The following is a 26,189-nucleotide window of genomic DNA, read 5'->3' as shown; positions in this document are numbered from 1 at the left end:
GTCCGCTCAGACGTGCACGTCGGCGGGGGACTCCTCGCCCTCGTGGAAGTTCGGCTTCTTGCCCAGCATCCGCGCGACGCCCAGCACGATGCCGACGATGATCATCCCGGCCACGAGTCCGGCGACGGCCGAGAACAGGGTGTCGCCGATCCAGACGATCACCGGTCCGAGCGGCTCGAGCAGGTGCTCGATGCCGTGCAGCACATCGGCACCGAAGTGCAGGCCGACCTCGCCGAGGTTCACGAGCAGCAGGTGGCCGCCGACCCAGAGCATGGCGACGGTGCCGAGGACGCTGATGAAGCGGAAGACTGCAGGCATCGAGCGCACGATCCGGGTGCCGGTGTGTCGCACGCGCTGCACCGGGTTCTTGGCCATCTTGAGGCCGATGTCGTCGATCTTCACCAGCAGCGCGACGGCGCCGTAGACGACACCGGTCATGATGAGCGCGATGACGGCCAGGATTGCGAGGGTCGTCCAGATGTCGAGGCCGGCCTCGAGGTTCGCGAGCGAGATGAGCATGATCTCGGTCGAGAGGATCAGGTCGGTGCGCACCGCGCCCCACACCAGCTTGTTCTCGTTGCGGTCGCCTTCTTCTGCGTGGCCGTGCTGCACGCCGAACCATTCGAGCACCTTCTCGGCGCCTTCGAAGCAGAGGTACGCACCGCCCAGGATCAGCAGGTATGGCAGCACCCACGGCGCGAAGGCGGTGAGGAGCAGGGCGATCGGGATGATGATGACGAACTTGTTCGCCAGTGATCCGACCGCGATCTTCGCGACCACGGGCAGTTCGCGTGCGGGAGTGATGCCCTGCACGTACTGCGGCGTGACGGCGGCGTCATCGATCACGACGCCTGCGGCCTTGGCCGAAGCCTTCATCGCCGCGCTCAGGATGTCGTCGACGACGGCGAGCAGACCAACCGACATGTGCGTCCCCCAGGTTCAATGTGCAGACGAGAAACTATATCCACATCGTGTGTCGGCGGCGGTGTCGGCGGAGGTGTCGGCTACTCGCTGTCGAGGAAGACGCCGACCCGGTCGCCATCGAGCACGAACTGCAGTGCGGTGCCGTCGGGGAAGGCCGCCGTGAGATCGCCGGGCGCTTCGGCGGTGATCGGAACCTCGACCGTCGCAGGGAATGCGCCGACGCCGCAGCCACTGTAGACGTTCCCGTCGATGCTCCATCCGGAAGAGTCGAAGTCGGCGACGGCCGGGATCTGATCGGTGTCGAGCGCGAGAAGGCAGGCAGCCCCGGGGGCAGCCGCGCCGCCGAACCCTCCGCCCACGAAGAGCGTCATGCCGTGGAACTCGAAGACAGGAGAGTCCTCCGCGGCTCCGATGAACCCCACCGGAACCTCGATCGCGTTGGTGGGGGGCAACGTGGAGATCTGCGGAGCCCCGGACGATGCCGAGACCGGGGCGAATGAGACCACGGCGTACGTGACGCCGGCGCTCAGCGCTGCCGCGGCCACGGCGGTGATCCACAGCGCGCGGCGTCGGTAGCGACGCGGACCGGCGGGCTCCTGCGGCGTGGTCGTCTCCTCTGCGGCGACAGGATGCTCTGCCGACGCGGGAAGCTGCGGCGACGCGGGAAGCTCTGTCGACGAGGGAAGCTCCGGCACTACCGGGAACAGCGCGTCGAGGTCGGAGAGGCCAGGGGTGAGCTCATCCGGCATCCGCTCGTCCACCGGCACGACGTCGACCGCCACCGGCGATGCGGCATCCGCGCTCATCGTCTCCGCGCGGCGCGCAGCGCGGAGGCCCTCGAGCTCATGAAGGCGCCGGACGGCCGCCGGATCGTCCGTGATGTCGGCGTGCGGACCGTAGGCACGTGCTCGTAGCGTGCGGAGTTCTTCGTCAACGGCATCCATCCCCGGCATCGTCTCATGTTCGGGGCGTTCGGGTGGTCCGCAGAAACTCACAGCGCGCTCCCAGCCCTGCGGGACCAAAACGGACGCCCCGCTGGTTGTGATCATCAGACGCTGCAGCCAGCCGCGTCAGACAAGGAGACAGATCGTGTCGAACGACTACCGCAAGACTTCCGAGGCCGTCAGCGACCTCACCCACCTGCAGTACGAGGTCACGCAGGAGGACGGCACCGAGCCCCCCTTCCGCAATGCGTACTGGAACAACCATGAAGACGGCATCTACGTCGACGTCGTCTCCGGCCAGCCCCTGTTCACCTCGATCGACAAGTTCGACAGCGGCACCGGATGGCCGAGCTTCACCAAGCCCATCGAGCCGGATGCCGTCACGACCCGCACCGATCGGAAGCTGTTCATGACGCGCACCGAGGCGCGCTCGACCGGTGCCGACAGCCACCTCGGGCACGTCTTCGACGACGGACCCCGAGACGCGGGAGGATTGCGGTACTGCATGAACTCCGCCGCTCTTCGCTTCGTGCCGGCCGACCGGCTCGAGGAGGAAGGGTACGGTCGCTACAGCGCCCTCTTCACACACCAGACCACCGACAACGCCGAGGAGCAGTCATGACCGACGACACCGGAACCATCACCCGCACCCCCGGAGCCGAGACCGCCGTGCTCGCCGGCGGCTGTTTCTGGGGCATGGAAGACCTGATCCGCCGCCAGCCCGGAGTGCTCGGCACCCGGGTCGGCTACACCGGCGGCTCGAACGCGCATGCGACGTACCGCAACCACCCGGGTCACGCCGAGGCGGTCGAGATCGTGTTCGATCCGACCAAGACCACGTACCGCGACATCCTGGCGTTCTTCTTCCAGATCCACGACCCCTCGACCAAGGACCGTCAGGGAAACGACATCGGATCGAGCTACCGTTCCGCGATCTTCCCGCTCAGCCCCGAGCAGGAGACCGTGGCGCGCGACACGATCGCCGACGTCGACGCCTCGGGTCTCTGGCCGGGCAAGGCCGTCACCACGATCGAGCCCGTGGGGCCGTTCTGGGAGGCCGAGGAAGAGCACCAGGACTACCTGATCAAGTATCCGAACGGCTACACCTGCCACTTCCCGCGCGCGGGATGGGTGCTCCCGAAGCGCGAGGAGAGCGCGGCGGTCTGACCGTCCGGCTGCTTCGACAGGCTCAGCAACCCAGGGTTCTGGGTCCCTGAGCTTGTCGAGGGGCAGGTCGGCGTTCGGCCGTCCTAGTGGCGGGGAAGCTGGATGCCGTACTGCGCGAGCTTGCGGTAGATGGTCGCGCGGCTCATCCCCAGCTCACGTGCGGCGTTCTCGATCGTCGCACCAGGGCGGGTGAGAACTCTCACCATCTCTTCGCGTTCGAACGCCCGGATGCGGGGCAGGTGTGCGCTGCGCGCCAGCATCTCCGGAGGAAGATGCTGTGCGTCGATGGTGTCGGTGCGAATCGCTGCCTCCTTCACCGCGGCGTAGAGCTCTGCGACGTTCCCCGGCCAGGCGTAGTCGACGAGTATCCGCACCGCCGCGGGGGTGAAGTCGATCGGCCTTCCTCGAGCGCGTCGCGCGAGAGCCTCGGCAAGGGGAAGGATGTCGTCGGGACGTTCGCGCAGGGACGGGACGTGGACGACGGTGTCCACCAGCTCGGCGAGGGGCGTCGGGATCTCATCGAATCGCTCGGCGGAGATCGTATGGCTTCTCCCGGTCTTCGCGTGTGCGCTCACCAGCAGGTCGTGAAGCTCGTGGGCTGCCCTGTCCGGTAGTTCGTCGACGTTGCAGACCACGACTCCGGTGTCGGCATGGCTGAGCTCCGGCGTCCAGAGCGACAGCCAGGTGTCGATGTCGTGCGGTTCCGGCGCACGCACGGCGAGGAGGCGGTCGCGCGGGTGTGCGATCCGCTGCGCCTGCGCGAGGACGGTGGCTCGTCCGGATCCCCACTCGCCGACGGCGGCGACGGTGCGGCCGGCCTTCACCGCTGCGGCCGCTTGCGCGACGGCATTGTTCCAGGCGTCTGACAGCGCGTGCACGGAGGCACTCCCGGGTTCCGGCTGGACCGCCTCGACACGGAACACGTGGCCACGGGACACCCGACGCGGTCGATGCCCCTGACCGCGCGCCAGCATCAGATTCGCCGTCGAGGTCGCCGCGGATTGGGCCAGTGCGAGCAGCAGATCGGGCCGGGCATCGGACCAGGTGGTGAGGTTGATTGCGCCTTCCAGCCGCCCGCTCTGCGGGTCGAAGACAGGTGCGGCGGCGCAGGTGTATCCGCAGAGGCTCAGCGTGTAGTGGTCATCCGCTCGCACCAGCGACGGCACCCGATCAGCCAGCGCCAGTCCGAGACCGTTGGTTCCGACTTCTCGCTCCGAGTAGGTGAAACCCGGAGCGAGATGCACCTGGTCGAGAGCTTGCAGGAGTGCGGTGTCGCCGCTGATCCGGTTGAGCACGAGTCCGTCGGCGTCGGTCAGCATCAGCCCCACAGGCTCCGCGGAGAGCGTGCTGTGCAGGTCGGCGAGGATCTGACGCCCGCACTCGTAGAACAGCGACTCGTCGTCGTAGGTGCCGGAGAAGACGGGGTTGATCGCTTCGAGCGAGATGCCGTAGGTCTGGCTGCGCTGCCAGGAGGCCATCAGGCGCGGCGGAACGTCACGGAGCGCGGTGTTGTCCACCTGCGCACGAGCGGGTAGATCGTGAGCGTCCATCAGCGCCTTCGCAGTTGTTCGTGGCGTCAGCTTACGCCGCTGCGCCCGGTGTCTCCCTGCCGATCTCAAAGTGAGACGGACCGGCGGTCCTGGACGGTCGGCACCCGCATATCGTTGCGCCAGGAAATGGGATTCCTTACATGCGGCAAAGGAGCAAACATGTATCAGAAGAATGGCGAGAGTTTCTTCATCGTCGATGCGCACGTGGCGCTGTGGGACGCGCGACCCGAGAACCAGCGCAACATCCACGGCAAGCAGTTCATCGACTGCTTCTACGACTATCACGCCAACCTCTCGCCGGATTCGGAGAAGTGGTCGTACGAGGAGTACCTCTACCAGGGCGGCGAGCGGTTCATGAAGGACCTCTTCACGGATGGATACGTCGACCACGCGATCTTCCAGCCGGCTCGACTCGGTGAGTTCTACCACCGCGGATTCGGGCAGACCGACGAGGCGTTCGCCCTGGCGCAGGCCCACCCGGACAAGCTCACCTACAACCACAACTTCGATCCGCGCAACGGCGAAGCCGGTCTCGATCGCCTGCGGGCGGATGCCGAGCGGTTCGGCCTGCAGGGAGTCAAGCTCTACACCGCCGAATGGAACGGCGACTCGCGCGGGTGGAAGCTCGACGACCCTTGGGCGTATCGCTATTTCGAGGTGTGCCGCGAACTCGGCATCCGCAACATCCACGTGCACAAGGGGCCGACCATCCGTCCGCTCGACCGCGACGCCTTCGACGTCGCGGATGTGGACCACGCGGCGACCGACTTCACCGACCTGAACTTCATCGTCGAACACGTCGGGCTGCCACGGCTCGAGGACTTCTGCTGGATCGCCACACAGGAGCCCAATGTGCATGGCGGGCTCGCCGTCGCGATGCCTTTCATCCACACCCGACCGCGGTACTTCGCTCAGATCATCGGGGAGCTCCTGTACTGGATCGGCGAGGACCGCATCCAGTTCTCGTCGGACTATGCGCTGTGGACACCGCGGTGGCTGATCGAGGCGTTCGTCGACTTCCAGATTCCTGAGGACATGACCGAGTATCCGCAGATCACGCTCGATCAGAAGCGGAAGATCCTGGGTCTGAACGCCGCGAAGATGTACGGGATCCCTGTTCCTGCGGAGCTTCAGCTGCCCGCAGCCGACGAGACCGCGACCGGGCCCCGTGGGGCGGACCTGGTGACGGCATGACGTCCGCAACCGCTCACACGGTCATCGAGCGGCCGCAGCTGCTCGCGCTCACGGAGAGCGACGTGCTGCGTGCCCTCGACGCGGTGATCGACCCCGAGCTCGACGAGCCGATCACCGATCTCGGATTCGTCCGGTCCGTGCAGTTCACAGATGAGGGGATCGAGGTGCATCTGCGCCTGCCCACCTCGTTCTGCGCCCCGAACTTCGCGTATCTCATGGCCTCAGATGCCAAGGACGCGGTGACGGCGCTTCCTGAGTCGGGTGTCGTCGTCGTCGAGCTCGATGATCATCACGACTCCGACATCATCAACGTGGGCCTGGCGGCGGATGCCGGATACCGGGGCACTTTCCTGCACGAGGCGGAGAGCGACCTCGATGACCTGCGTCGCACTTTTCAGCGCAAGGCGCATGTCGCCGCGATGGAACGGGCACTGACCGCCCTGCTCCGTGGCCTTCCGGATGCAGCGGAGGAGGAGATCGCGGCGATCACTCTCGGGGACCTCCCCGATGACGACGCGAAGGCCGCTCTGATCCGGCGACGATCCGCCATCGGGTTGGGGATAGAAGGGTCTGCGCTGGTGCTGGTCGACGAGCGCGGCGTCCCCGTCACCTCGGCAGCCGCTGCATTGGCGCTGCGCCGGGCGCGGGCGACCCGCATCTCGATCGAAGGCAATGCGCACTTCTGCCGAGGCCTGCTCGCCACCCGCTACCCCGGTGCGGAAGCGGATCAGGCGCCCCGCGCGGAAGAGGCGTTCTTCCCGCTCTCCACCGTCATCCGAAACACGGGAAAGAAGATCGCATGAGCACGATGAAGGCCGTTCAGGTCATCGGATACCACCACGACCTCCAGATGGCGGAGGTGGCAAAGCCCGAGGTCGTGCAACCGTACGACGTGATCGTGCGGGTCGGTGGCGCGGGAGTGTGCCGCACGGATCTGCACATCCTCGAAGGACAGTGGGAGCAGAAGTCGGGCGTCGCGTTGCCGTACACGATCGGTCACGAGAATGCCGGCTGGGTCGATGCGATCGGCAGCGCCGTCACGAACGTCGCCGTCGGCGACAAGGTCATCGTGCATCCGCTGATCACGTGCGGACTGTGCCGAGCGTGCCGCTCGGGTGACGATGTGCACTGCGAGCAGAGCGCCTTCCCCGGGATCGACACGCACGGCGGATACGCGGAGTACCTCAAGACCTCCGCCCGCAGCGTCGTGCGCATCGCGGATGCGCTCGAGCCCGCCGACGTCGCGGCGCTCGCAGACGCAGGACTCACCGCGTACCACGCGGCCGCGAAGGCGGCGCGCACGCTGGGCCCCGCTGACCGGTGCGTCGTCATCGGCGCGGGTGGACTCGGACACATCGGGATCCAGGTGCTCAAGGCGCTCACGGCGTCGGAGCTGATCGTGATCGACCGCAGCGCCGCAGCGCTCGAACTGGCCTCCGCGCTCGGTGCGGACCACACGGTCATCGCCGACGGCTCACATGTCGAGGCCGTGCTCCGGCTCACCGGAGGCGTGGGGGCTGAGGCGGTCATCGACTTCGTCGGTGAAGGCGGCTCGACATCGGACGGTGTGAAGATGCTGCGCCCCGCCGGCGACTACTACGTCGTGGGCTACGGCGAGAACATCGACGTGCCGACGATCGACATCATCTCGGCGGAGATCAACTTCATCGGCAACCTGGTCGGCAGCTACACCGATCTCACGGAGCTGATGGTGCTGGCCGCGCGCGGACTCGTGACGCTGCACACCGTGAAGTATCCGCTCGATGAATTCCAGCAGGCGATCGACGACCTGAACGCCGGCCGCGTGCGCGGACGAGCAATCCTGGTTCCCTGACCCATCTATCCCGCGGCAACGACGCCGCACTCATCAACCCTGTGAGGAAAGAACATGTCCACTGCCCTTCCCATCCGCACCGTCATCAGCCCCGGACGCTACGTTCAAGGCCCCGGAGCGATCACCCGTCTCGGTGAATATCTCGCCCCCATCGGCACCACCCCCTTGATCGTGGCAGACGACGTCGTCTGGGGTTTCGTCGGTCATGACGTCGAGGCGTCACTCGCCGGCGCCGGTCTCCCCGCGCGCCGGGAGAAGTTCAACGGCATCCCCAGCGCGATCGAGATCAACAGACTCGTCGCGATCATCGAGGAAGCTGGCTCCGACGTCGTCGTCGCGGTCGGCGGAGGCAGCACGATCGATGCAGTGAAGTCGGCCGGTCACCTCGCCGGTATCCGATGGGTGACCGTCCCGTCCGTCGCCTCGACGGATGCGCCGACCTCTGCGCTCGCGGTCGTCTACACCGAAGACGGTGCGTTCGAGGAGTACCGATTCTTCCCCCGCAACCCCGACCTGGTCCTCGTCGACTCCCAGCTGATCGCCAACGCGCCCGCCGCGTTCCTGGCGGCCGGTGTCGGCGACGCCTTGGCGACGTGGCTGGAAGCACGAGCCACCTCTCGCTCGCACTCGAACACCATGGCCGGCGGTCTTCCGACCGAGACCGGCACCGCCCTGGCGAGACTGAGCTGGGACGTGCTGTGGGAGAACGCGCTGCCGGCGCTGGATGCGGTGCGCGACCACGTCGTCACCCCAGCCGTGGAGAAGGTCATCGAGGCGAACACCCTGCTGTCCGGGCTCGGATTCGAATCCGGCGGTCTGGCCGCCGCACACGCTATCCACAACGGGCTCACGGCCGCTCCGCAGACGCACGGGCTCGCGCACGGACAGAAGGTCAACATCGGATCCGTGACGCAGCTTGTGATGGAGGGGGCCCCGAGCTCCGACATCCGCGACTTCATCGAGTTCACCACCCGGGTCGGTCTGCCCACGACTCTGACGGAGATCGGTCTGGATGCGGACTCCGTGGAACTGACCCAGGTCGCCGAGCTCGCCACGGTCCCGGGTGAGACCATCCACAGCATGCCTTTCGAAGTGCGTCCCGCCGAGGTCGTCGCCGCTCTCAAGTCCATCGAGCGGCTCTCCCGTCGCGTGCGGGCCGAGGCGAAGCTCCCTGAACCCGTCGCCTACATCGCGCGCCACTGACCGGCGCTGACGAAGAGAACGGGATCATGGACACTCTCACTGGAGTATTCGTTTCTGAGATCGTCGGGACCGCCATCCTCATCCTGCTCGGCTGTGGTGTGGTCGCCAACGTCGTGCTCGCGAAGGCCAAGGGGCACGCGGGCGGTTTCCTGCTCATCAACATCGGGTGGGGAATCGCGGTCTTCGCCGGCGTCATCGTCGCGTACCGGTCTGGTGCGCATCTGAACCCCGCTGTCACCCTGGGTATCGTCTCGAGCGGTGCGACCGAGTTCGTGCCCGGTGTGCCGGTGAACCTCCTCACGATCGCGACATACGTCGGGGCGCAGATGCTCGGCGCGATCGTCGGCGCGTTCCTCGCGTGGGTGGTCTACCGGCAGCACTTCGACGCCGAACCGGAAGCGGGCAGCAAGCTCGCGGTGTTCTCGACGGGTCCCGCCATCCGCAGCTACGGCACCAACCTTGCCACAGAGGTCATCGCGACCTTCGTGCTGGTCTTCGTCGTGCTGGGGTTCGGCCGCAATGGCGACGCATCGGGGCTCGCGGCCCTCGGCGCTCTCCCGGTGGCGCTGTTGGTGATCGGCATCGGTGCCTCGCTCGGAGGCCCGACGGGCTACGCGATCAACCCGGCGCGTGACCTCGGCCCCCGCATCGTCCACGCTCTCGTGCCGATCAAGGGCAAGGGGTCTTCGGACTGGGCGTACTCATGGGTGCCGATCGTCGGTCCGATCCTCGGCGGCTGTCTCGCCGGATGGGCATCGACGATCCTCCTGCCGATCATCAACTGACGACTCAGGGCCCCCGCGCACACCGGGCGACCCGCGGAATGCAGGTGATCGCACGGAATGACGGAGCGGATACGGCATCCGCTCCGTCATTCCGCGCGATCTCCTTCGGGACGGGAGGGCGGGCGCTTCGACAGGCTCAGCAACCCAGGGTTCTGGGGCCCTGAGCTTGTCGAACGGCCGCGTCAGCGCTCGCCGAGGAACTCCAGCGCCGCTTCCTTGAAGTCGCGCGAGCCGGGGGCGTTGAAGTGGTTCCGGTTCGGGATCTCGAAGAAGCGGGCGTCGGGCGCGGCGGATGCCAGGGCACGCGAGCCTTCGATGATGGCGTCCTTCGATCCGGTCGCGAACAGGATCGGGCGGGTCGGAGCATCCGCGGGGTCGGGGTCGATCGCCCCGGACGACCGCATGCCCTCGGCGAGAGCGACCAGGGCGCTCAAGTCGTTGCCGGGCACGCGCTCGGTGAGGGCGATGTAGTTCTGCGTCGTGGTGTCGCTGACCGGGGTGCCGTCGGCGATGTAAGCGCGCACCTGATCGAGGTCGAGGCGGGCGAGGGGGATGCCGTCCGGCACGCCGCCGAGCACCGCCCTGCCGATGCGCTGCGGCAGGTCGCGCACGACTTCCCACCCCACGCGGGCGCCGAGGGAGTAGCCGATGTAGACGGCGTCGTCGACGAGGTAGGCGTCCATGACGGATTCGACGTCGGTGACGAGCGTGCGGATGCTGTAGTCCTCGGGCTGGTGCGGCTTCTCGCTGTGTCCGTGCCCGCGCTGATCGAGAGCGAGCACGCGGTACCCGGCGTTCGTCAGTTCGCGCACCCACCCGGTGAGCACCCAGTTGTCGCGGGCGCTCGACGCGAAGCCGTGCACCGTGACGGCGACAGGGGCGTCGAGTTCACCCCAGGTGTACGTGGCGAGCCGAGTGCCGTCAGCCGCGTAGACCTGCTGCGGTTCGGGCATGCGGGTGAGGTCGGAGAGAGGAACAGCCACGGCATCCATTCTGGCCCTCTGATGCGGGGCCAGGGCCTTCCGGACATATGTGCCGCCTCGATCTTCGACCGTTCGATCACGTGACAGCGAGGCTCGCGCTTGCTCTCGCCGTCTCTTACGGGCTGCGCGCTGCGGATGCCGCGCACCTCGCCACCGCGGCGGCGGCCGGCGCGGACGCCGACAGCAGCCCGACGAATCGCGGAGGGGGTGACGAATCGCGGAGGAAATCTGCCCGATTCGTCCGCGATTCGTCGTTCCGTCCGCGGATCGTCGACCGGCCGCACACCGTCGTCGCAGAGCGATTTCCGTCGACCCCTTGTGCTGCATTGGGCTAATGGACTAGAAAGTAGACCATTAGCCCAATCCGCAAAGGATGGTTCACATGGATGCTTCGACAACGACGTCGCAGAGCGCGGGAACGACACGGGATCGCGACCTGCGAGGAAACCTCGGGGCGGTGGCCGTCACCTTCATGGTGATCGCGGCCGCAGCTCCCCTCACCGTGGTCGGCGGCCTCGTGCCGATCGGCTACCTGATCGGCAACGGGATCGGTTTCCCGGTCATGTTCCTCGTGGCCACCGTCATCCTGCTGCTCTTCTCCGTGGGCCTCACCGCGATGAGCCGCTACCTGCCCAAGGCCGGTTCGTTCTTCGTCTTCGCCACCCACGGACTCGGTCGCACACCGGGCCTCGCGACCGCCTATCTCGCGCTGGTCTGTTACACGACCGTGCAGATCGCCGTCTTCTCCTACCTCGGTGCGACCATCAGCTCGAGCATCGTGCTGCTGGGCGGACCCGAGATCCCGTGGTGGCTGCTCACGCTCGCCAACGTCGCCATCGTCGGCAGCCTCGGGTATCGGCGCATCGAGCTCAGCTCCCGCGTGCTCGTCGTCGTGCTGCTGGCCGAGATCGGCATCGTGGTCCTGCTCGGCGTCGTCATCCTCGCCACGGGTGGCGCCGACGGGGTCACCTTCGGCACGTTCGTGCTGCAGAACATCCTCTCCGGGGCCCCGGCACTCGGACTCATGTTCGCGATCGCGAGCTTCATCGGTTTCGAATCGACCGTGGTCTACCGCGATGAGGTGCGCACCCCGGAGCGGACCATCCCGCGCGCCACCTACGCGTCGGCGATCGTGATCGGCCTCTTCTACGCCTTCGCCTCGTGGACGATCGTGGTCGGCGTCGGAGAAGGCTCGATCGTCGAGGAAGCAGCGGCGGATCCGACCACGCTGATCACCCGCGTCACCGAGCAGTACCTCGGGCCGGTGGGTTCGGTCATCGTGGCGCTGCTCTTCCTGGGGAGCATGTTCGCGGCCGTGCTCTCGCTGCACAACGTGCTGACCCGCTATCACCACGCCATGGCGAACGCGCGGCTCCTGCCCGACCGCGTCGGCAGCGTGCACACCCGGCACGGCTCGCCGCACGTGGCCTCGATCGTGCAGGTGGTGACATCAGGTCTCGCGATCGTCATCCTGGCCCTCATCGGCTTCGCGCCGGAGAACATCTTCTCCTGGTTCGCGGGCATCGGAACCCTGGCGATCGTCATCCTGATGGCCGTGACCTGCCTCGCGGTGATCGTCTACTTCGCCCGCCATCGCGTGCTGCGCAGCCCCTGGCACACCGTGATCGCTCCGGGTCTCGGGTTCCTCGGTCTCGCGGTCTCGGCCGTGCTCATCGCCGCCAACTTCCCGCTGCTGGTGAGCGACGTCGATGAGACGGGCGCGCCAGCGTGGGGACCGATCAGCATCACGCTCGTCGCTGTGGTCGTGCTCGCCCCCATCGCCGGACTCGTCCAGGCTGCGATCATGCGCCGGAAGACCCCGGAGTCCTACGCCCAGATCGCCCGCCGTTTCGACGAGAACGCCTGAGATCTCGACACCCGCCCGCTCTCCACGAAGGATGGACATCATCACTACCCGCACACCGCACCCACCGCTCATCGGGATCACCGGACGGCGCAAGTCTGCCGGCATCGTCGGAGCGCCCCACGGCTTCGTCGATGCCCCGTTGGAGGCGTACATGAGCGAGTACGCGACCTCGGTCGTCAGGGCCGGCGGCTTGCCGGTGCACCTGCCGATGGATGCTGCGCCCGAGGAGTTCGTCGCGCGCCTCGACGGGATCGTGATCTCGGGCGGCGACGACGTGGATCCGCGTCGCTACGGACAGGCCCCCGGTCCGCACACGTTCCTGATCGATCCCGAGCGGGACGAGTTCGAGTCGGCGCTCATCGCGGCGGGAATCGCGAGCGGCGTCCCCGTGCTCGGCATCTGTCGAGGGGCGCAACTGCTCAACGTCGTGCGGGGAGGAACGCTGCATCAGCACCTCCCGCTCGGCGAGGGTGAGTCGCACGGTTCCTACGCCTACCCGCGGGCCCACCGCGTGCATGATGTGCACACCACTCCGGGGAGCGTCGCGCAGGCCCTCTACGGTGAGACGACACGCGTGAACTCCTTCCATCACCAGGCCGTCGATGTGCCCGGTGACGGCATCGTGGTCACCGGAACCGCGCCGGACGGGATCATCGAGGCCATCGAGGTCAGCGGCGTTCCCGCGATCGGAGTGCAGTGGCACCCGGAGACCTTCGGGGGAGACCCCGTCTTCGGCTGGCTCGTGGAGCAGGCCGTCCAGTACTCGACGAAGAGCAAGGAGACGAAATGAGACATGCAGACAAGAACGCCTTCCTCACCGGGGCAGGGTCGGGAATCGGACGCGAGACCGCACTCCGTCTGGCATCGGAGGGCGCGCGCGTGCTCGTCACCGACGTATCGCTCGACGGGGCGGCGGAGACGGTCGCACTGATCGAGGCGGCCGGCGGCACGGCGCTCGCGGCGAAGGTCGACGTGCGTTCGCGTGAGCAGATCCGCGCCGCGGTCGATGTCGCACGTGAATCCTGGGGTGCGCTGCACCTGCTCGTGAACAACGCCGGCGTGGTCACGGAGCACTCGTTCGAGACCCTCACGGAAGAGGCGTGGGACTTCGTCTTCGACATCAACCTGAAGGGGCAGTTCCTGGTCGCCCAGGAGGTCGCCCCGCTGATCGCGGAGTCCGGAGGCGGCGCGATCGTGAACCTCTCGACCGTCGAAGCGCTGGTCGTCGTCACCAGCACCGGCACGGCGCAGCCGCACTACAACGCCAGCAAGGCCGGAGTGCCGATGCTGACCAAGGCTCTCGCCGTCGAACTCGCGTCGAAGAACATCCGCGTGAACTGCGTGGCACCGGGTCCGATCGCCACCGACTTCTTCGATTACGAGAGCGTCACGAGCGCCGAGGGCCTGGAGTTCATGAAGCAGCGCCTGCTGGTGCCGCGCGTGGGTCTGCCCTCCGACATCGCCTCGGCGGTCTCCTGGCTGCTCAGCGACGAGGCCGCCTGGATCGACGGCATCCAGCTGCCCGTCGACGGAGGGTGGCTGACGCGATGATCGACGACGTGCGGCTCGCGCCCGACGATCTCGAGGCCGCAGGCATCCGCACCGTCATCGTGGCGACGCCCGACATGCAGGGACGTCTGGTCGGCCGCCGCATCCCCGTCGAGGGATTCGGTCGGGTCGTCGCGAACGGCGTCGACATCTGCACCTGCGCCTGGGCGTGGGACATCGATCAGGGTCTCGAGCTGATCGACGCCAACAAGTTCGCGGTCTGCGGGATGCACAACGGAGTGCCGGATGTGACGCTGATCCCCGACCTGGAGACCCTGCGCCCTGCCGCCTGGCTCGACGGCGTCGCGATCTGCCTCGCCGATCCGGTCGACGTGCACACCAAGGAACCGCTGCCGCTCTCGCCCCGCGTGATCCTCAAGCAGGAGCTCGCTCGCATCCGCGAAATCGGGCTCACTCCGCAGGTGGGCACGGAGCTGGAGTTCTACCTGTTCCGCAACGACCCCCGCGAGCTGCGCAAATCGGGATTCCGCGATCTGGATCCGACCACGCTCACCCCCTCGGACTTCATGATCCACGAGGGGAACCTGTACGAGCCGTTCTTCCAGAAGCTGCGGGCCGACCTGCGGGCCAGCGGCATCCTCGTCGAAGCCGCGCAGAGCGAATGGGGGCTCGGGCAGTGGGAGATGACGTTCACCTACGGTGACCCGCTGGAGATGGCCGACCGGCACGCCCTGTACAAGCTCGCGGTGCGCGACACCGCGGCGCGCGCCGGCATGTCGGCGACGTTCATGGCCCGCCCGCTGAACGACCAGCCCGGCTCCTCCTGTCATGTGCACGTGTCGTTCCTCGGCGAAGACGGCACGGAGGCGTTCTGGGACGAGGATGACCCCGAGCATCTGAGTCCGCGGATGCGGTCGGCGATCGCCGGCGCACTGGAGCACGCTCCGGCGTTCATGGCCTGGTACGCCCCGACCGTGAACGCGTATCGCCGTAGCAACTCCACCGACGTCGCGGGTAGTGGGCGCACCTGGGGCTTCGACAACCGCACCACGACGGTGCGGGTGGTGGGACACACCCCGTCGGCGCTTCGCTTCGAGTTCCGGCTCCCCGGTGCCGACACGAACCCGTACTTCACGCTCACCGGCGTGCTCGCCTCGGCGCGCGACGGCATGGCCAGGGGAGCCGAGCTCGGCGACCCCGTGCGCGGGAGTGCATACGAGCTCGCGGGCGACGGGGCGATGCCGACCGACCCCCGCCGTGCCGCCGAACTGTTCGGCGCGAGCAGCCTCGTCCGTGAACTCCTCACGCCCGACCTCATCTCGCACCAGCAGGTACTGCTCGAGCACGAGTGGACGACGTTCATGTCTCGGGTGACCGACTGGGACCTGCACCGCTACTTCGATCGGATCTGACATGACGTACCCCGCTCTGCGCACCTGGATCGGCGGCGTCGCCGAGGAGAGCCCCGAATCTGACGGCTCCTGGCTGCACGACCCCAACACGGGGGAGGTGCTCGCTCCTTCCCTGTCGAGCTCGACCGGCCAGGTGGATCGTGCCGTGGATGCCGCGCAGGCGGCGCACGACGATCGGCGCTGGCGGGGACTGGCGCCTGAGCGTCGGGCGGAGCTGCTCGATGCACTGGCCGAGTGGATCGATGCCCGTGCCGAGGAGATCGCTCGGCTCGACGCGCTCAACAGCGGGGTCCCGATCTCCGTCACGAGGCTCTTCGGCGGGGCGAACGGCGCCACGCTGCGCGATGCGGGGCGTCGGGCCGTCGCGGTTCAGGACTCCCGCGCGCTCCCCGCAGAGCAGGGCGACGTGCGGCTGCACCGTGTCCCCTGGGGGCCGACCGCCCTCATCCTGCCGTGGAACGCGCCGTCGGCGATGGCGGTGAAGAAGACCGCGTTCGCGCTCGCCGCCGGTGCTGTCGTGGTGCTCAAGCCGTCGTCGTTCTCACCGTGGAGCGCCCAGCTGCTGCTGGAGGGTGCGCACGCGGTCGGCATCCCCGACGGCGTCGTCAGCCTGGTGCAGGGGAGCGGCGGTGTCGGACGACGGCTGGTGGCCGATCAGCGCATCGCGGCGATCTCGATGACCGGCTCCACGCCCACCGGCAGGGCGATCGCCGCGACGGCCGCGGCGCGCTTCGCCCGGTTGCAGCTCGAACTGGGCTCGAACAACGCCGCGATCGTGCGTGCCGATGCGGATCTCCCTGCGGCGGCGAAGGCGCTGGCGGATGGCGTGTTGAAGCTCTCCGGTCAGTGGTGTGAGGCGCCGCGGCGCGTACTCGTCGACCGTGCGCGCAGGAACGAGCTCGCCGCGCTGCTGGCCGAGGAGTTCGGACGCCGGGTGATCGGGTCGAGTCTGGACGAGGCGACGGAGGTGGGGCCGGTGGCGTTCGCCGCGCGCCGCACCGAGCTGGAGGAGCAGCGTGACCGCCTCGTGCAGCAGGGGGCGGAGGTCCACCGCGTCGATGGCGTGCCGCAGGGCGGCTGGTTCTTCGCGCCGAGCGTGGCGGTGCTCGACGGCCCCGGGCTCGCCGACGAGGTGTTCGGGCCCATGCTCCAGGTCGGTGGCTACCGCGACGAGGACGAAGCCGTGCGCATCGCCAACACCGGTCAGGTCGGCCTCGCCGGCTACGTCTTCGGTGAGGATGAAGCGGCCGCTGCCGCTCTGGGTACGCGGCTCATCGCGGGCGAGGTCAAGGTGAACGGCACGAGCGTTCTCGACATGTCTCCGCAGTCGGCGCAGAGCTTCTTCGGTGCCAGCGGACTCGGGGGCCACGGCGACGACGATGTGCTTGACTTCTTCGTGGGGAAGCAGATCGTGGGCGTGGACAGGCCGGGTCTCCCCCTCTAGGCGGACGGAGTACGCATGGGCGAGCGCGACGAGGCGCACCGCGACTTCTCCCGCGCTGTGCTGCAACCCGTGTCGGGGTATCAGGCCGTGGTGGGGTTCCTGCGCCGCGAGATGGCGCTCGGTCGCATCCGTCCCGGTGACCGCCTGCCGCCGGAGCGACGCCTCGCCGAGCAGCTGGGCGTCGCCCGAGAGACGCTGCGGCAGGCGCTGCGCATCCTGGAGGGCAGCGGCCAGATCGTGATCTCCCGAGGAGCATCGGGCGGTGCCATCGTGCAGGATGCCGCGCTGGATCCGCGCCTGATCCGCGAGGAGGTGCGCACGCGCTCGGCGGAGATCGGCGAGCTTACGGAGTTCCGCGTGATCGTGGAGTCGGGCGGGGCTGCGCTCGCCGCGACTCGGCGCACCGACGACGACCTCGAGGCGATGGAGCTCGCTCAGCGCGATCTCGCCGAGTCCGAGACCAAGGCGGACTCCCGCATCGCCGACACCGACTTCCACATCGCTCTCGCAGAAGCGTCGCGGAATGCCCTGGTGCGGGATGCCGTGGAAGAGGCGCGGGTGCGCATGTTCGAGTCCGTCGACCTGATGAGCTTCGAGTTCGTCAAGGAGTCGAGCTGGGGAGCGCACGAGAAGATCCTGGACGCCGTGCGCCGGGGCGACGCCGAGGGTGCTGCCGCAGCGATGCGCGCCCATCTGCGCACGACGAGCGAGGAGTTCGCCAGGGTCGTCGATCTCTGACCCGCGGATCCCGCCGGGCAGCGAGCGTGAACCACGCCCGCCACCCGACGCGCTGAGCCTCAGGCGACGACGAGGAAGCCGAGCACCGCGCTCGCGATGGCCAGCAGCGCGAGCACCAGTGCAGGAGCGAAGGGCTCCTTGCGGCGCACGTGGACGATGGTCGCCCCGATCATGATGATCGCGAGGCCGGTGCCTGCGAGCGGGGTGAGGATCGGGGCGATCCCGGTCAGCAGGGGCAGGATCAGACCGATGGCGCCGACGACCTCGAGGCCGGCGATGAGCTTGACCACCGGTGCCGAGAAGTCTTCGGTCCAGGCCATACCCCGCTCGGCGAGTGTGGACTTCGGCGTGACGAGCTTCATGCCGCCTCCGCCCAGCATGGCGAGGGCCAGCAGGCCGTTGACGATCCAGAGGGCGATGAGCATGGAACTCCTAGGTTCTGTTCTGTGACTTTGTTACGATCAGTAACCAAGAATGGAGCATGCGGATGGCGGCTGCAAAAGGCACACCGATGTCACTGACCCACATCGACGAGCGCAACGTTGCCGGGTTCCCGGGCTACGAGAGTTCCTGCTCGCTCGATGAGAACGCGGGTCGCGCGATCCGCGAGGTGCTCGACCGGGTCGGCGACAAGTGGTCTCTGCTCGTCATCGCCACGCTGCGCGGAGACCGGCTGCGGTTCACGGAGCTCCTGAAGCACATCCCCGGTATCTCCCAGCGGATGCTGACGCTGACGCTCCGCCAGCTCGAGCGTGATGGTCTGGTCACGCGCACCGCCTACGCCGAGGTGCCGCCGCGGGTGGAGTACGAGCTCACCGACCTCGGCGCCACGCTCATCCCGATGGCCCGCACCATCGGCGACTGGGCGCTTGCGAACCACGCCGCGATCGAGGACTCCCGCGCCCGCTACGACGCCGCGCACTCCTAGCGCGCACTCCCGCCCCGGCCGCGCGCCGGGAGCAGCGCGCGCGGTTGCCGTGCGCCGAAACCCACCACTCCCGCCGAGACCCACCACCTGCGACGCGCGGGGTGGTGGGCCTGGGCGGGAGCGGTGGGTCTCGGTGGGGGCAGCCGTGAGGCTGATCGAGCCTCGACTCAGACCTGCGCGCGCAGGGCCTCGCCGAGAGCGGCATCCACGTTCGTCCAGTACTGGAAGAAGCGCTCGCGGATGACGTCGATCGTGATCGAGCGCCCCTGGCCGGTGAGGGTCTCGAGGAACCGGGCCCGCTGCGCGTCGTCGAAGACCGTGCGGTAGAGCGTGCCCGCCTGACCGAAGTCATCGTCGTCGAGGTGGAGGGTCGCGGCCGCGCGCATCAGCTCGCCGTCGGACTCCCAGCTCGCCTCGACCCCCGCGACCGGGTCGGCCACCGGGCCGCCGGCCGCCCCGAAGGAGTGCGGCGTGTAGACGCGGTGCGCGGCGTCGTTGTGCCGGTACTGCATCTGACCCTCGTGCATGTAGTTGCGCGTCTCGGCGGCGTGCGCCTGGTTCACGGGCAGCTGGTTGTAGTTCGCACCGATCCGGTAGCGCTGGGCGTCGGAGTACGCGAACACGCGCGCCATGAGCATCTTGTCGGGGGAGATGCCGGTGCCGGGCACCTGGTTCCCGGGCGAGAACGCGGCCTGCTCGATCTCGGCGAAGAAGTTCTGCGGGTTGCGGTTCAACGTGAACGTACCCACCTTGATGCGCGGGTAGTCCTTCTTCGACCAGGTCTTGGTGAGGTCGAACGGGTTGAACCGGTAGTCCTTCGCCTCGTCGTACGGCATGACCTGCACGTACACGTCCCACGAGGGGTGCTCGCCGCGGTCGATCGCATCGAACAGGTCGCGGCGGTAGTAGTCGGCATCCGATCCGGCGAGCTGCTGCGCCTCGTCGGCACCCATCTCCTCCACGCCCTGCTTCGAGAGGAAGTGGTACTGCACCCAGAAGCGCTCACCCTCGGCGTTGATCCACTGATACGTGTGCGAGCCGTAGCCGTTCATGTGGCGCCAGCTGCGGGGCAGGCCGCGGTCGCCCATGAGGTACGTCACCTGGTGGGCGGTCTCGGGCGAGAGGGTCCAGAAGTCCCACTGCATGTCGGCGTCGCGCAGACCCGAGTCGCCGAGGCGCTTCTGCGAGTGGATGAAGTCGGGGAACTTCATCGCGTCGCGCAGGAAGAACGTCGGGGTGTTGTTGCCGACGATGTCGAGGTTTCCCTCCGACGTGTAGAAGCGCAGGGCGAAGCCGCGCACATCACGCCAGGTGTCGGGGGAGCCCTGCTCGCCGGCGACCGACGAGAACCGCAGCAGCGTCTCGCTGGTGGCGCCGGGCTGGAACGCCGCGGCCCGGGTGTAGGCCGAGACGTCTTCGGTCACGACGAACTCTCCGAACGCGCCGCCGCCCTTGGCGTGCGGGTTGCGCTCCGGCACGCGCTCGCGGTTGAACGAGGCGAGCTTCTCGACCAGGTAGCGGTCGTGGAGCACGGTGGGACCGTCGGCCCCGACGGTGAGCGAGTGCGCGTCGCTGGCGACCGGGGTGCCGGTCTGCGTCGTGGTGGCGGGCTGGTTGGTGGCAGGATTCGTCATGTTCTTCTCCTTCTGCGCGCAGGCGCGACGAGCATCCCTGTCTCGTGGATGACGAGATGGGGCGGGCGCGTCGGACTACTGCGCGGCGTTCTGGCAGCTGGGGCAGAGGCCCCAGAAGGTGACTTCGGCTGTCTGGACGGTGAAACCCCCGGCCGAGGACGGCGTGAGGCACGGTGCATCGCCGACCACGCAGTCCACATCGCCGACCGCACCGCAGGAGGTGCAGACGACGTGGTGGTGGTTGTCGCCGATGCGCCGCTCATAGAGGGCTGCGGAGCCTGCCGGTTCGATCCGGCGGATGAGTCCCGCCGTCGTCAGGTCCGCGAGGATGTTGTGCACCGACTGGATCGACGTGGTCGGCAGCACTTCGGACACGGCGCGGTAGAGCCGCTCCGCATCCGTATGGGCCATGGAGGTCAGCGCCTCGAGCACGGCGACGCGGCCCGCGGTCGCGCGCAGCCCGGCGCCGCGAAGCGCCGAGTCGAGTTCTGTCTCCATGCCTCGACCCTACCTGTTGTTTTGAGTGATTCAAAAGAAGGATGCCGGTGGGCGTGTCATCCGCCGTCATCCTTCCCGTCATCCGGCCCGGGATCCGGTGACGAATCACGGAGAGGATGACGGATCGCGGAAGAATCTGCGGCGATCTCTCCGCGATCCGTCACGACCTCCGCGATCCGTCCGGGCCCGGCACCTTCCACGGACGACATAATCGTGACTGTGGCTTCCCTGATGACGATCGGCGACTTCTCGCGAGCCGTGCGCCTGACCGCCAAGGCGCTCCGCTTCTATCACCGCAACGGTGTGCTCGTGCCTGCCCATGTCGACGACCACAACGGCTACCGGCTGTACACCCCGGAACAGATCCCGGATGCTCAGACGGTGCGCACCCTGCGCACCCTAGATGTGCCGGTCGAGGTGATCCGCGAGGTGGTCTCGACGCCCGACGTCGAGCTGCGCGCCGAGCTGATCTCGGATCATCTCGCGCGGATGGAGGACAAGCTCGAAGAGACCAGAGCGGCCGTCGAGAGCCTGAGAGCGATGCTGGAGCGGCCTCGTCCTCAACCGGAGATCGTCCATCGCAGCGTCGCGGAGACCCGTGTGGTGGCGATCCGCGAGTGCATCGACCTGCGCGACCTCGGCACGTGGTTCCGCCGATCCGTGTCGACACTGCAGGGCATCGCCGACAGCGCCGACCCTGACGCGATCGGTTCGTTCGGCGGCGTATGGCCGGATGACCTGCTCGTCGACGGCCGAGGAACCGCGACCCTGTACTTCGCGATCCAGAACGGCTTCGATGAGCACGCCCTCCGCTCCGGTGCAGAGGTGCTGGTCCTTCCGGCCGTCGAACTCGCGGTCGCACGGCACGAAGGGTCCGACGCGCTGGTCCCTCAGGTCTACGCGGCGCTGGGCGCGCACGTCGCGCGGCACGAACTCCGCATCGATGCTCCCGTGCGTGAGACCTACATCCAGGGCTTCCCCGGCATCGATCAGCACTGCGTCATCGACATCGGATGGCCGATCTTCCGCGTGTTCCGATGACGGATGCCGTCACCGCTTGACCTTCCCCCGAGGGGAAGGCTCAGTGTGGAGGCATGCAGGAGAACACACCCCCTTCACGACCGGACCCAGGGGCCGGTTACCCTCCCGCCCTCGCACTCGTCGGCTCCCGCGCCCTCGTCGTCGGCGGCACTCGCGGGCTCGGCGCTGCCGTCGTGCGACGGCTCGCCGCTGCCGGTGCGGACGTCTGGGCAGCGGGGCGCTCGGCGCCTCCGACAGCACTGCCTGCTCGTCTCCTCCTCCTCGACGCCACCGCAGCGGAGGCACCTGGCCTCCTCGCCGACGCTGTCGCCGAGGCCGGCGGACTGGACATTCTCGTGCACGTCGTCGGTGGCTCCAGCGCGCCCGCCGGAGGTCATGCCGCGCTGACGGATGCGGACTGGCAGAGGGAGCTCGAGATCAACCTCCTCACGGCGGTCCGTATCGACCGTGCGCTGGTCCCCGCATTGAGCGCAGCCACAGACCGGGGAGCGATCGTGCATGTGGGTTCGATCCAGGCGCGGATGCCGATCCACGACGGCACGCTCGCGTATGCCGCAGCCAAGGCGGCGCTTCGCACGTACAGCAAGGGACTCGCGAACGAACTCGCTCCGCGTGGAGTGCGCGTCAACATGGTCTCGCCGGGCGGCATCGAGAACGAGAGCAAGTCCGCTCTCGCACTGCGGCTGGCTCAGGCGGAGGGCCTCTCGCCGGAAGAAGGCGAGCAGAAGATCTTCGACCTGCTGGGCGGAGTGCCCCTCGGACGCTTCGCCGACCCCGATGAGATCGCCGAGGCGGTCGGGTTCCTGGTCTCGGATGCTGCGGCGTCGATCGTCGGGACCGAGCTCGTCGTGGACGGCGGAACCATCAAGACCGTCTGAACCGACTCATCCGAACCATCCTCCCCAGCCGAACCATCACCCAGAAGAAGGAGAACACCATGACCGAATCCCACGACCTCAGCCCGTTCCAGCTCGCCGAGCTCCCGTCGGCCATCGCCGGCTATCTGAGCGCACAGGACGATCGCCTCCGGCGTGCGTCCGCGATCGAGGTCTTCGGCTCCGAGGCGCACGTCCGTGACGACGGCATCGACTATCGGGGAAGTGACGCCATCCGCGCATGGCTCACCACCGTCGCATCGGAGTTCACCTACACGACGACCTTCATCGGGCAGCGTCACGAGGGTGCCGACCGATGGGTCGTCGTCGCCCGCTTGGAGGGAGACTTCCCCGGGGGCATCGTCGAACTCCGGTACCGCTTCACGCTGCGCGACGGGCTCATCGACGACCTGGTGATCGCGCCGTGAGCCCGTCGTCGTGACCGGCCTCAGCCCCGGGTGATCGTGAAGCCCGTTCCGCGCACCCGCACCTTGCCGCCCTGCACGGCCTGGCCCCGCGGGGAACCGTCGGCGTCGTAGGCCCGACCGTTCCCGCGGCCGAGTGCCGGAACCCGCTGTTCGGCTCGCGTGCCGTTGGCATAGAGCACCGCCGTTCCCGCCGTGGTCGTGTACACCGCGTTCACGATGCGGGGCTGGATGACGAGTGCATCGAGCCGCACGTCGCCCCGGCTCGTGCAGCGCACGGTCACCGCGGAATCCGGCAGGTCGCCGCCGAGCAACTGGGGCGCCAGCATCCCGTCAGCCTCGGTCAATCCTCGATCGCCCGTGCCGCCGGCCGGGGTCTTCGTGCTCCAGACCTTGCGGCGGCCGCGGAACACTTCCCACACCGCGTCTCCGGCATCCGCGGCCTGACGCCAGATGAGTCCGTGCAGAATGCCACCGGCTTCGGTGACGTCGAACTCGACCCACTCGCCCTTCGCCAGACGCACGTATGCGCCGCCGGAGAGGTTGCCCTCGCCGGTCCAGGCGCCACCCGCCGGGGTCTCGACCACGGCACCGGTCGATCGGCGCGCGGTCTCGGCATCGATCACCCGCAGTCCCGAGAACGACTGGAGTCCGGTGATCGAGGTCGCGATGTCGGCGACGTCGCGGTGGGCGTCGAGCAGCAGCATCGTGAGGAGTCCGTGGATCGTGGACTCCGCGCCGGAGTTCCGGTTCACGCGTCCGTCGGTCTCGACGCCGTCGAAGGTGACGCCGGTCGCCGGGTCGTACACGGGGACGCCCGCGGTGTTCGCGCCGAAGAACCAGCCGGCGGCGAGACCCGCCAGCGCGCGCAGACCTTCGCCACCCACGGCGGCGGCCTGCAGTGCTCCGGCCACGCGGCCGTGCGCGCCGTAGGCGATCTGCGCCTCGGCAGGCAGCGGAGCCCACGCGTTGTGCGGACCACCAGAGGCGAGCACCTGCGGCGTGAAGCGTCCGGCATCGGCGATCGCGGAGGCGGTCCAGTCGCGGCGGCGCAGCAGCGAGCCGGCGCGGGCGAGGGCCTCCGGCGCGGCTGCGCCCCATGCGTGCCAGAAGCCGAGCGAACCGGTCCACGGCAGCACGGCGCCGAACGGCCAGCCCTTCGAAGGATCCGTGGCCATCGCGGCCACACCCTCGCCGTAGGTCTGCAGCGCACCACGACTGCGGGAGTCACCGGCTTCTGCCGCAGCGGCCAGGCCGAGCATGGCCTCAGCCGTGGCATCCGCTCCTCCGGCGATCAGCCAGGCGGGGAGCTTCCGGCCGTCGCTGCGCACCCACTGACCCGCTCGCGAGAGCGATTCCTTGCCGAGGGCGTCGAGGCACAGGTGCAGGCGGGTGAGCAGGAACTTCGCGAACTCGGCATCCTCGCGCCGGAATGCGGCATACCCTTCGCCGAACGCCCACACGCTGCGGGCGAGCCAGTACGACTCGGCGGAGTCGGAGGGGTCGGGCAGCTCGACGGGGATCGCGCTCGGGTTCAGGGTGCCGTCTTCCTGCTGCCACAGGACGACGCGTCCGGCGTTCGGACCGGTCGTGGTCTGCAGGAACGCGAGCGAACGCAGCACGTCGCGCGCCTCATCGCGGCTCTGCGTCTCGCCGCTCGCCTTCCAGTCGCGCAGGAACACGATCGCCGCACGGGCGATGTCATCGGCGTTGTAGGCGCCCTGGGTCCAGTACCCGGTCACCGCATCGCGGGTGCCGCCGCCGACGGGACGGAAGCCGCCGGCCCCATCCGTGTCTGCGTAGGTCCAGGGTGCGCGCACGGTCGGCCGGGTGTCGATGCCGAACGTCGTGTGCGTGTCGCTCGGCGCGACGGGCACCTCCGTCAGGAGGAAGCGCAGGTGCGCGAGGTTCGTCAGACGAGCGCGCCGGGATGCCTCGAGAGGCAGTGCACCGGGCACGCCGGGGGCGGCGGTCGTCGCGCCGACGGCGGCGTCGACGGGGAGGAGGGCGAGGGCGGATGCCGTCGCCGCGATGGTCAGGAATGAGCGTCGTGAGGTGTCCATGTCGTCACTTCTTCGTGCGGTCGGTGGATCAGAGGTGGATGTGGGGGTGGGGTGGGTGGGTGTCGACGCGACGGATCGCGGAACGGATGACGGATCACGGAGGAGAGCACGGTGATTCCTCCGCGAACCGTCCAAGCCTCCGTGATCCGTCGGGCCGGGGTCAGTCGCCGGAGGAACCGGACTCGCGCAGCGCGCGACCCCACGGCTCGGCCGGATCGTGGATGGCGACGGCCAGGGTCGTGTCGGACTGCCCGTAGTACGCGAACCACTTGTCCTGGAACTTCACGAGACCCTCCACGAAGGTCACGTTGGAGACCAGACCGTGCATGTCCTCGAAGCTCTGCGGGCGCAGCCACGGCTCCTGCATCCGGGCGATCACCCTGGTGGGCTCATCCGGATCGATCGCGATCTGTCCGCAGCGGTAGTCGACGTCTACGGTGCCGTCGTCGTGCACCACGCGGGTGGCGCCGTTGGTGAGGAAGAGCAGGAGCCCGTTGTCGGTCACGACGGGTGAGGTGCCGATCTCGACCAGGGCCTCGTCCCAGGTGCCCTGCGTCGGTGTGTACATCGGCTCGGTGTCGGGGGTGCCCGGCGTCCAGTGGATGAGGTCGTCGCTGGTGGCCCAGTAGATCGCGCCCTCTCCGAAGTACATCCACCATTTGCCGTGCATCTGCTGCGGCACGATGACCCCGGCCTTCGACCAGTTGAACCCGCGCGGATCCATGGTCTTGAACGTGTCGAAGTCGTCGAACAGCGGACCGTGCTTGGTCCAGGTGCGCAGGTCGGTCGAGGTGGCCAGGCACAGCTGTGCGCTGCGGCGGTCCCAGCCCGTGTAGGTGAGGTAGTAGGTGCCGTCGATCAGGGCGATGCGCGGGTCTTCGCAGCCGAACCGCTCGTAGTCCTCCGAGGGGGAGAGGATCGGTGCATCCTCGCGGGTGAAGGTGACGCCGTCCCGCGATCGGGCGATGCCGATGTGCGAGATGATGTCCTCCGCGTGGGCGCGGAAGAGGAGCACGACCTCGTCGCCGTCGACGATCGCGGCGGGGTTGTAGAGGTTCGCGGACTCCCAGCTCGCGCCACGGGGGCGCAGGATCGGGTTGCCCTCGTGGGGCGTGAACGGTCCGAGGGGGAAGGATGCTCCGGTGAACATGGATGCCCTTTCTGGCTAGAC

26 protein-coding genes are annotated in these 26,189 nt (G+C 68.2%); 17 read left to right on the top strand and 9 right to left on the bottom strand.

Annotation, left to right across the window (positions count from 1 at the left end):
* Positions 1-6: 6 nt before the first annotated feature.
* Positions 7-924: a DUF808 domain-containing protein gene (locus tag MRBLWO12_RS14950; RefSeq protein ID WP_363556828.1), complete on the bottom strand. Its 918-nt coding sequence runs from the start codon at positions 922-924 to the stop codon at positions 7-9.
* Positions 925-1,004: 80 nt separating this feature from the next.
* Positions 1,005-1,868: a hypothetical protein gene (locus MRBLWO12_RS14945; RefSeq protein ID WP_363556826.1), complete on the bottom strand. Its 864-nt coding sequence runs from the start codon at positions 1,866-1,868 to the stop codon at positions 1,005-1,007.
* Between the two features lie 145 nt (positions 1,869-2,013).
* Here MRBLWO12_RS14945 and msrB point away from each other — a divergent pair, with 145 nt between their 5' ends.
* Both msrB and msrA read left to right on the top strand, forming a co-directional pair.
* Positions 2,014-2,490, top strand: coding sequence for a peptide-methionine (R)-S-oxide reductase MsrB (gene msrB / locus MRBLWO12_RS14940; RefSeq protein WP_363556824.1), 477 nt, complete (start codon positions 2,014-2,016; stop codon positions 2,488-2,490).
* Positions 2,487-3,035, top strand: a complete 549-nt coding sequence (gene msrA / locus MRBLWO12_RS14935; RefSeq protein WP_363556821.1) for a peptide-methionine (S)-S-oxide reductase MsrA — start codon at positions 2,487-2,489, stop codon at positions 3,033-3,035. The genes msrB and msrA overlap by 4 nt, the downstream gene beginning before the upstream one ends.
* Before the next feature lie 83 nt (positions 3,036-3,118).
* Here msrA and MRBLWO12_RS14930 read toward each other — a convergent pair whose 3' ends face one another.
* Positions 3,119-4,585 carry a GAF domain-containing protein gene (locus MRBLWO12_RS14930; RefSeq protein ID WP_363556819.1) on the bottom strand — a complete coding sequence of 489 codons (1,467 nt, stop codon included), beginning with the start codon at positions 4,583-4,585 and terminating at the stop codon, positions 3,119-3,121.
* 159 nt (positions 4,586-4,744) lie between these two features.
* On the opposite strand from MRBLWO12_RS14930, the gene MRBLWO12_RS14925 reads away from it, so the two are divergent.
* From MRBLWO12_RS14925 to MRBLWO12_RS14905, 5 genes are read left to right on the top strand one after another with little or no spacing between them, the layout of a single operon-like run.
* Positions 4,745-5,779: an amidohydrolase family protein gene (locus MRBLWO12_RS14925; protein WP_363556817.1), complete on the top strand. Its 1,035-nt coding sequence runs from the start codon at positions 4,745-4,747 to the stop codon at positions 5,777-5,779.
* The gene (locus MRBLWO12_RS14920; protein ID WP_363556815.1) at positions 5,776-6,582 is read left to right on the top strand and encodes an iron-sulfur cluster assembly protein; all 807 of its coding nucleotides are present in this window, start codon (positions 5,776-5,778) and stop codon (positions 6,580-6,582) included. Before MRBLWO12_RS14925 ends, MRBLWO12_RS14920 begins: the two co-directional genes overlap by 4 nt.
* Positions 6,579-7,613: an NAD(P)-dependent alcohol dehydrogenase gene (locus MRBLWO12_RS14915; protein ID WP_363556813.1), complete on the top strand. Its 1,035-nt coding sequence runs from the start codon at positions 6,579-6,581 to the stop codon at positions 7,611-7,613. Before MRBLWO12_RS14920 ends, MRBLWO12_RS14915 begins: the two co-directional genes overlap by 4 nt.
* Positions 7,614-7,667: 54 nt before the next feature.
* Positions 7,668-8,816: a glycerol dehydrogenase gene (locus MRBLWO12_RS14910; RefSeq protein WP_363556811.1), complete on the top strand. Its 1,149-nt coding sequence runs from the start codon at positions 7,668-7,670 to the stop codon at positions 8,814-8,816.
* A gap of 26 nt (positions 8,817-8,842) precedes the next feature.
* Complete coding sequence (locus MRBLWO12_RS14905) at positions 8,843-9,601, top strand: MIP/aquaporin family protein (RefSeq protein WP_363556809.1); 759 nt, start codon at positions 8,843-8,845, stop codon at positions 9,599-9,601.
* Between the two features lie 182 nt (positions 9,602-9,783).
* Here the strand turns inward: MRBLWO12_RS14905 and MRBLWO12_RS14900 are convergent, their stop codons facing one another.
* The gene (locus MRBLWO12_RS14900; protein WP_414685485.1) at positions 9,784-10,593 is read right to left on the bottom strand and encodes an alpha/beta fold hydrolase; all 810 of its coding nucleotides are present in this window, start codon (positions 10,591-10,593) and stop codon (positions 9,784-9,786) included.
* A gap of 373 nt (positions 10,594-10,966) precedes the next feature.
* Between MRBLWO12_RS14900 and MRBLWO12_RS14895 the strand changes: the two genes are divergently transcribed.
* Genes MRBLWO12_RS14895 through MRBLWO12_RS14870 form a run of 6 tightly spaced genes read left to right on the top strand, consistent with a single transcriptional unit; the run spans position 10,967 to position 17,554 of the window.
* The gene (locus MRBLWO12_RS14895) at positions 10,967-12,451 is read left to right on the top strand and encodes an APC family permease (RefSeq protein ID WP_363556805.1); all 1,485 of its coding nucleotides are present in this window, start codon (positions 10,967-10,969) and stop codon (positions 12,449-12,451) included.
* A gap of 31 nt (positions 12,452-12,482) precedes the next feature.
* Positions 12,483-13,241 carry a gamma-glutamyl-gamma-aminobutyrate hydrolase family protein gene (locus tag MRBLWO12_RS14890; RefSeq protein ID WP_363556803.1) on the top strand — a complete coding sequence of 253 codons (759 nt, stop codon included), beginning with the start codon at positions 12,483-12,485 and terminating at the stop codon, positions 13,239-13,241.
* Complete coding sequence (locus MRBLWO12_RS14885; protein WP_363556801.1) at positions 13,238-14,002, top strand: SDR family NAD(P)-dependent oxidoreductase; 765 nt, start codon at positions 13,238-13,240, stop codon at positions 14,000-14,002. The genes MRBLWO12_RS14890 and MRBLWO12_RS14885 overlap by 4 nt, the downstream gene beginning before the upstream one ends.
* Positions 13,987-15,372: a glutamine synthetase family protein gene (locus tag MRBLWO12_RS14880; RefSeq protein ID WP_363556800.1), complete on the top strand. Its 1,386-nt coding sequence runs from the start codon at positions 13,987-13,989 to the stop codon at positions 15,370-15,372. The genes MRBLWO12_RS14885 and MRBLWO12_RS14880 overlap by 16 nt, the downstream gene beginning before the upstream one ends.
* A gap of 1 nt (position 15,373) precedes the next feature.
* Positions 15,374-16,816 (top strand): aldehyde dehydrogenase family protein, encoded by a 1,443-nt coding sequence (locus MRBLWO12_RS14875; protein WP_363556798.1) that lies wholly within the window; start codon positions 15,374-15,376, stop codon positions 16,814-16,816.
* Positions 16,817-16,831: 15 nt separating this feature from the next.
* Positions 16,832-17,554: a FadR/GntR family transcriptional regulator gene (locus MRBLWO12_RS14870; RefSeq protein WP_363556796.1), complete on the top strand. Its 723-nt coding sequence runs from the start codon at positions 16,832-16,834 to the stop codon at positions 17,552-17,554.
* A 59-nt stretch (positions 17,555-17,613) separates the two neighbouring features.
* Here MRBLWO12_RS14870 and MRBLWO12_RS14865 read toward each other — a convergent pair whose 3' ends face one another.
* Entirely contained in the window at positions 17,614-17,979 is a 366-nt protein-coding gene (locus MRBLWO12_RS14865) for a DoxX family protein (protein ID WP_363556794.1), read from the bottom strand.
* 86 nt (positions 17,980-18,065) lie between these two features.
* On the opposite strand from MRBLWO12_RS14865, the gene MRBLWO12_RS14860 reads away from it, so the two are divergent.
* Positions 18,066-18,482, top strand: a complete 417-nt coding sequence (locus MRBLWO12_RS14860; RefSeq protein ID WP_363556792.1) for a winged helix-turn-helix transcriptional regulator — start codon at positions 18,066-18,068, stop codon at positions 18,480-18,482.
* A 167-nt stretch (positions 18,483-18,649) separates the two neighbouring features.
* On the opposite strand, the gene MRBLWO12_RS14855 is transcribed toward MRBLWO12_RS14860, so the two are convergent.
* Together MRBLWO12_RS14855 and MRBLWO12_RS14850 are read right to left on the bottom strand one after the other, a co-directional pair.
* Positions 18,650-20,116 carry a catalase gene (locus MRBLWO12_RS14855; RefSeq protein ID WP_363556790.1) on the bottom strand — a complete coding sequence of 489 codons (1,467 nt, stop codon included), beginning with the start codon at positions 20,114-20,116 and terminating at the stop codon, positions 18,650-18,652.
* A 75-nt stretch (positions 20,117-20,191) separates the two neighbouring features.
* Positions 20,192-20,614 carry a Fur family transcriptional regulator gene (locus MRBLWO12_RS14850; RefSeq protein WP_363556788.1) on the bottom strand — a complete coding sequence of 141 codons (423 nt, stop codon included), beginning with the start codon at positions 20,612-20,614 and terminating at the stop codon, positions 20,192-20,194.
* 219 nt (positions 20,615-20,833) lie between these two features.
* Between MRBLWO12_RS14850 and MRBLWO12_RS14845 the strand changes: the two genes are divergently transcribed.
* The 3 genes from MRBLWO12_RS14845 to MRBLWO12_RS14835 are packed head-to-tail and all read left to right on the top strand — an operon-like array spanning position 20,834 to position 22,958.
* On the top strand, positions 20,834-21,655 hold the full coding sequence (locus MRBLWO12_RS14845) for a MerR family transcriptional regulator (protein WP_363556786.1): 822 nt from the start codon (positions 20,834-20,836) through the stop codon (positions 21,653-21,655).
* 53 nt (positions 21,656-21,708) lie between these two features.
* Positions 21,709-22,533, top strand: a complete 825-nt coding sequence (locus MRBLWO12_RS14840; RefSeq protein ID WP_363556784.1) for an oxidoreductase — start codon at positions 21,709-21,711, stop codon at positions 22,531-22,533.
* Positions 22,534-22,592: 59 nt separating this feature from the next.
* A complete protein-coding gene (locus MRBLWO12_RS14835; RefSeq protein WP_363556783.1) occupies positions 22,593-22,958 on the top strand; it encodes a nuclear transport factor 2 family protein in 366 nt (121 codons plus the stop codon).
* 20 nt (positions 22,959-22,978) lie between these two features.
* On the opposite strand, the gene MRBLWO12_RS14830 is transcribed toward MRBLWO12_RS14835, so the two are convergent.
* On the bottom strand, positions 22,979-25,018 hold the full coding sequence (locus MRBLWO12_RS14830; RefSeq protein ID WP_363556781.1) for a hypothetical protein: 2,040 nt from the start codon (positions 25,016-25,018) through the stop codon (positions 22,979-22,981).
* Between the two features lie 160 nt (positions 25,019-25,178).
* The gene (locus MRBLWO12_RS14825) at positions 25,179-26,168 is read right to left on the bottom strand and encodes a glycoside hydrolase family 130 protein (RefSeq protein ID WP_363556779.1); all 990 of its coding nucleotides are present in this window, start codon (positions 26,166-26,168) and stop codon (positions 25,179-25,181) included.
* Between the last annotated feature and the right edge of the window lie 21 nt (positions 26,169-26,189).

The organism is Microbacterium sp. LWO12-1.2, from assembly GCF_040675875.1.
Lineage (GTDB): Bacteria > Actinomycetota > Actinomycetes > Actinomycetales > Microbacteriaceae > Microbacterium.
This window is presented reverse-complemented; position numbering and strand designations above follow the sequence as displayed.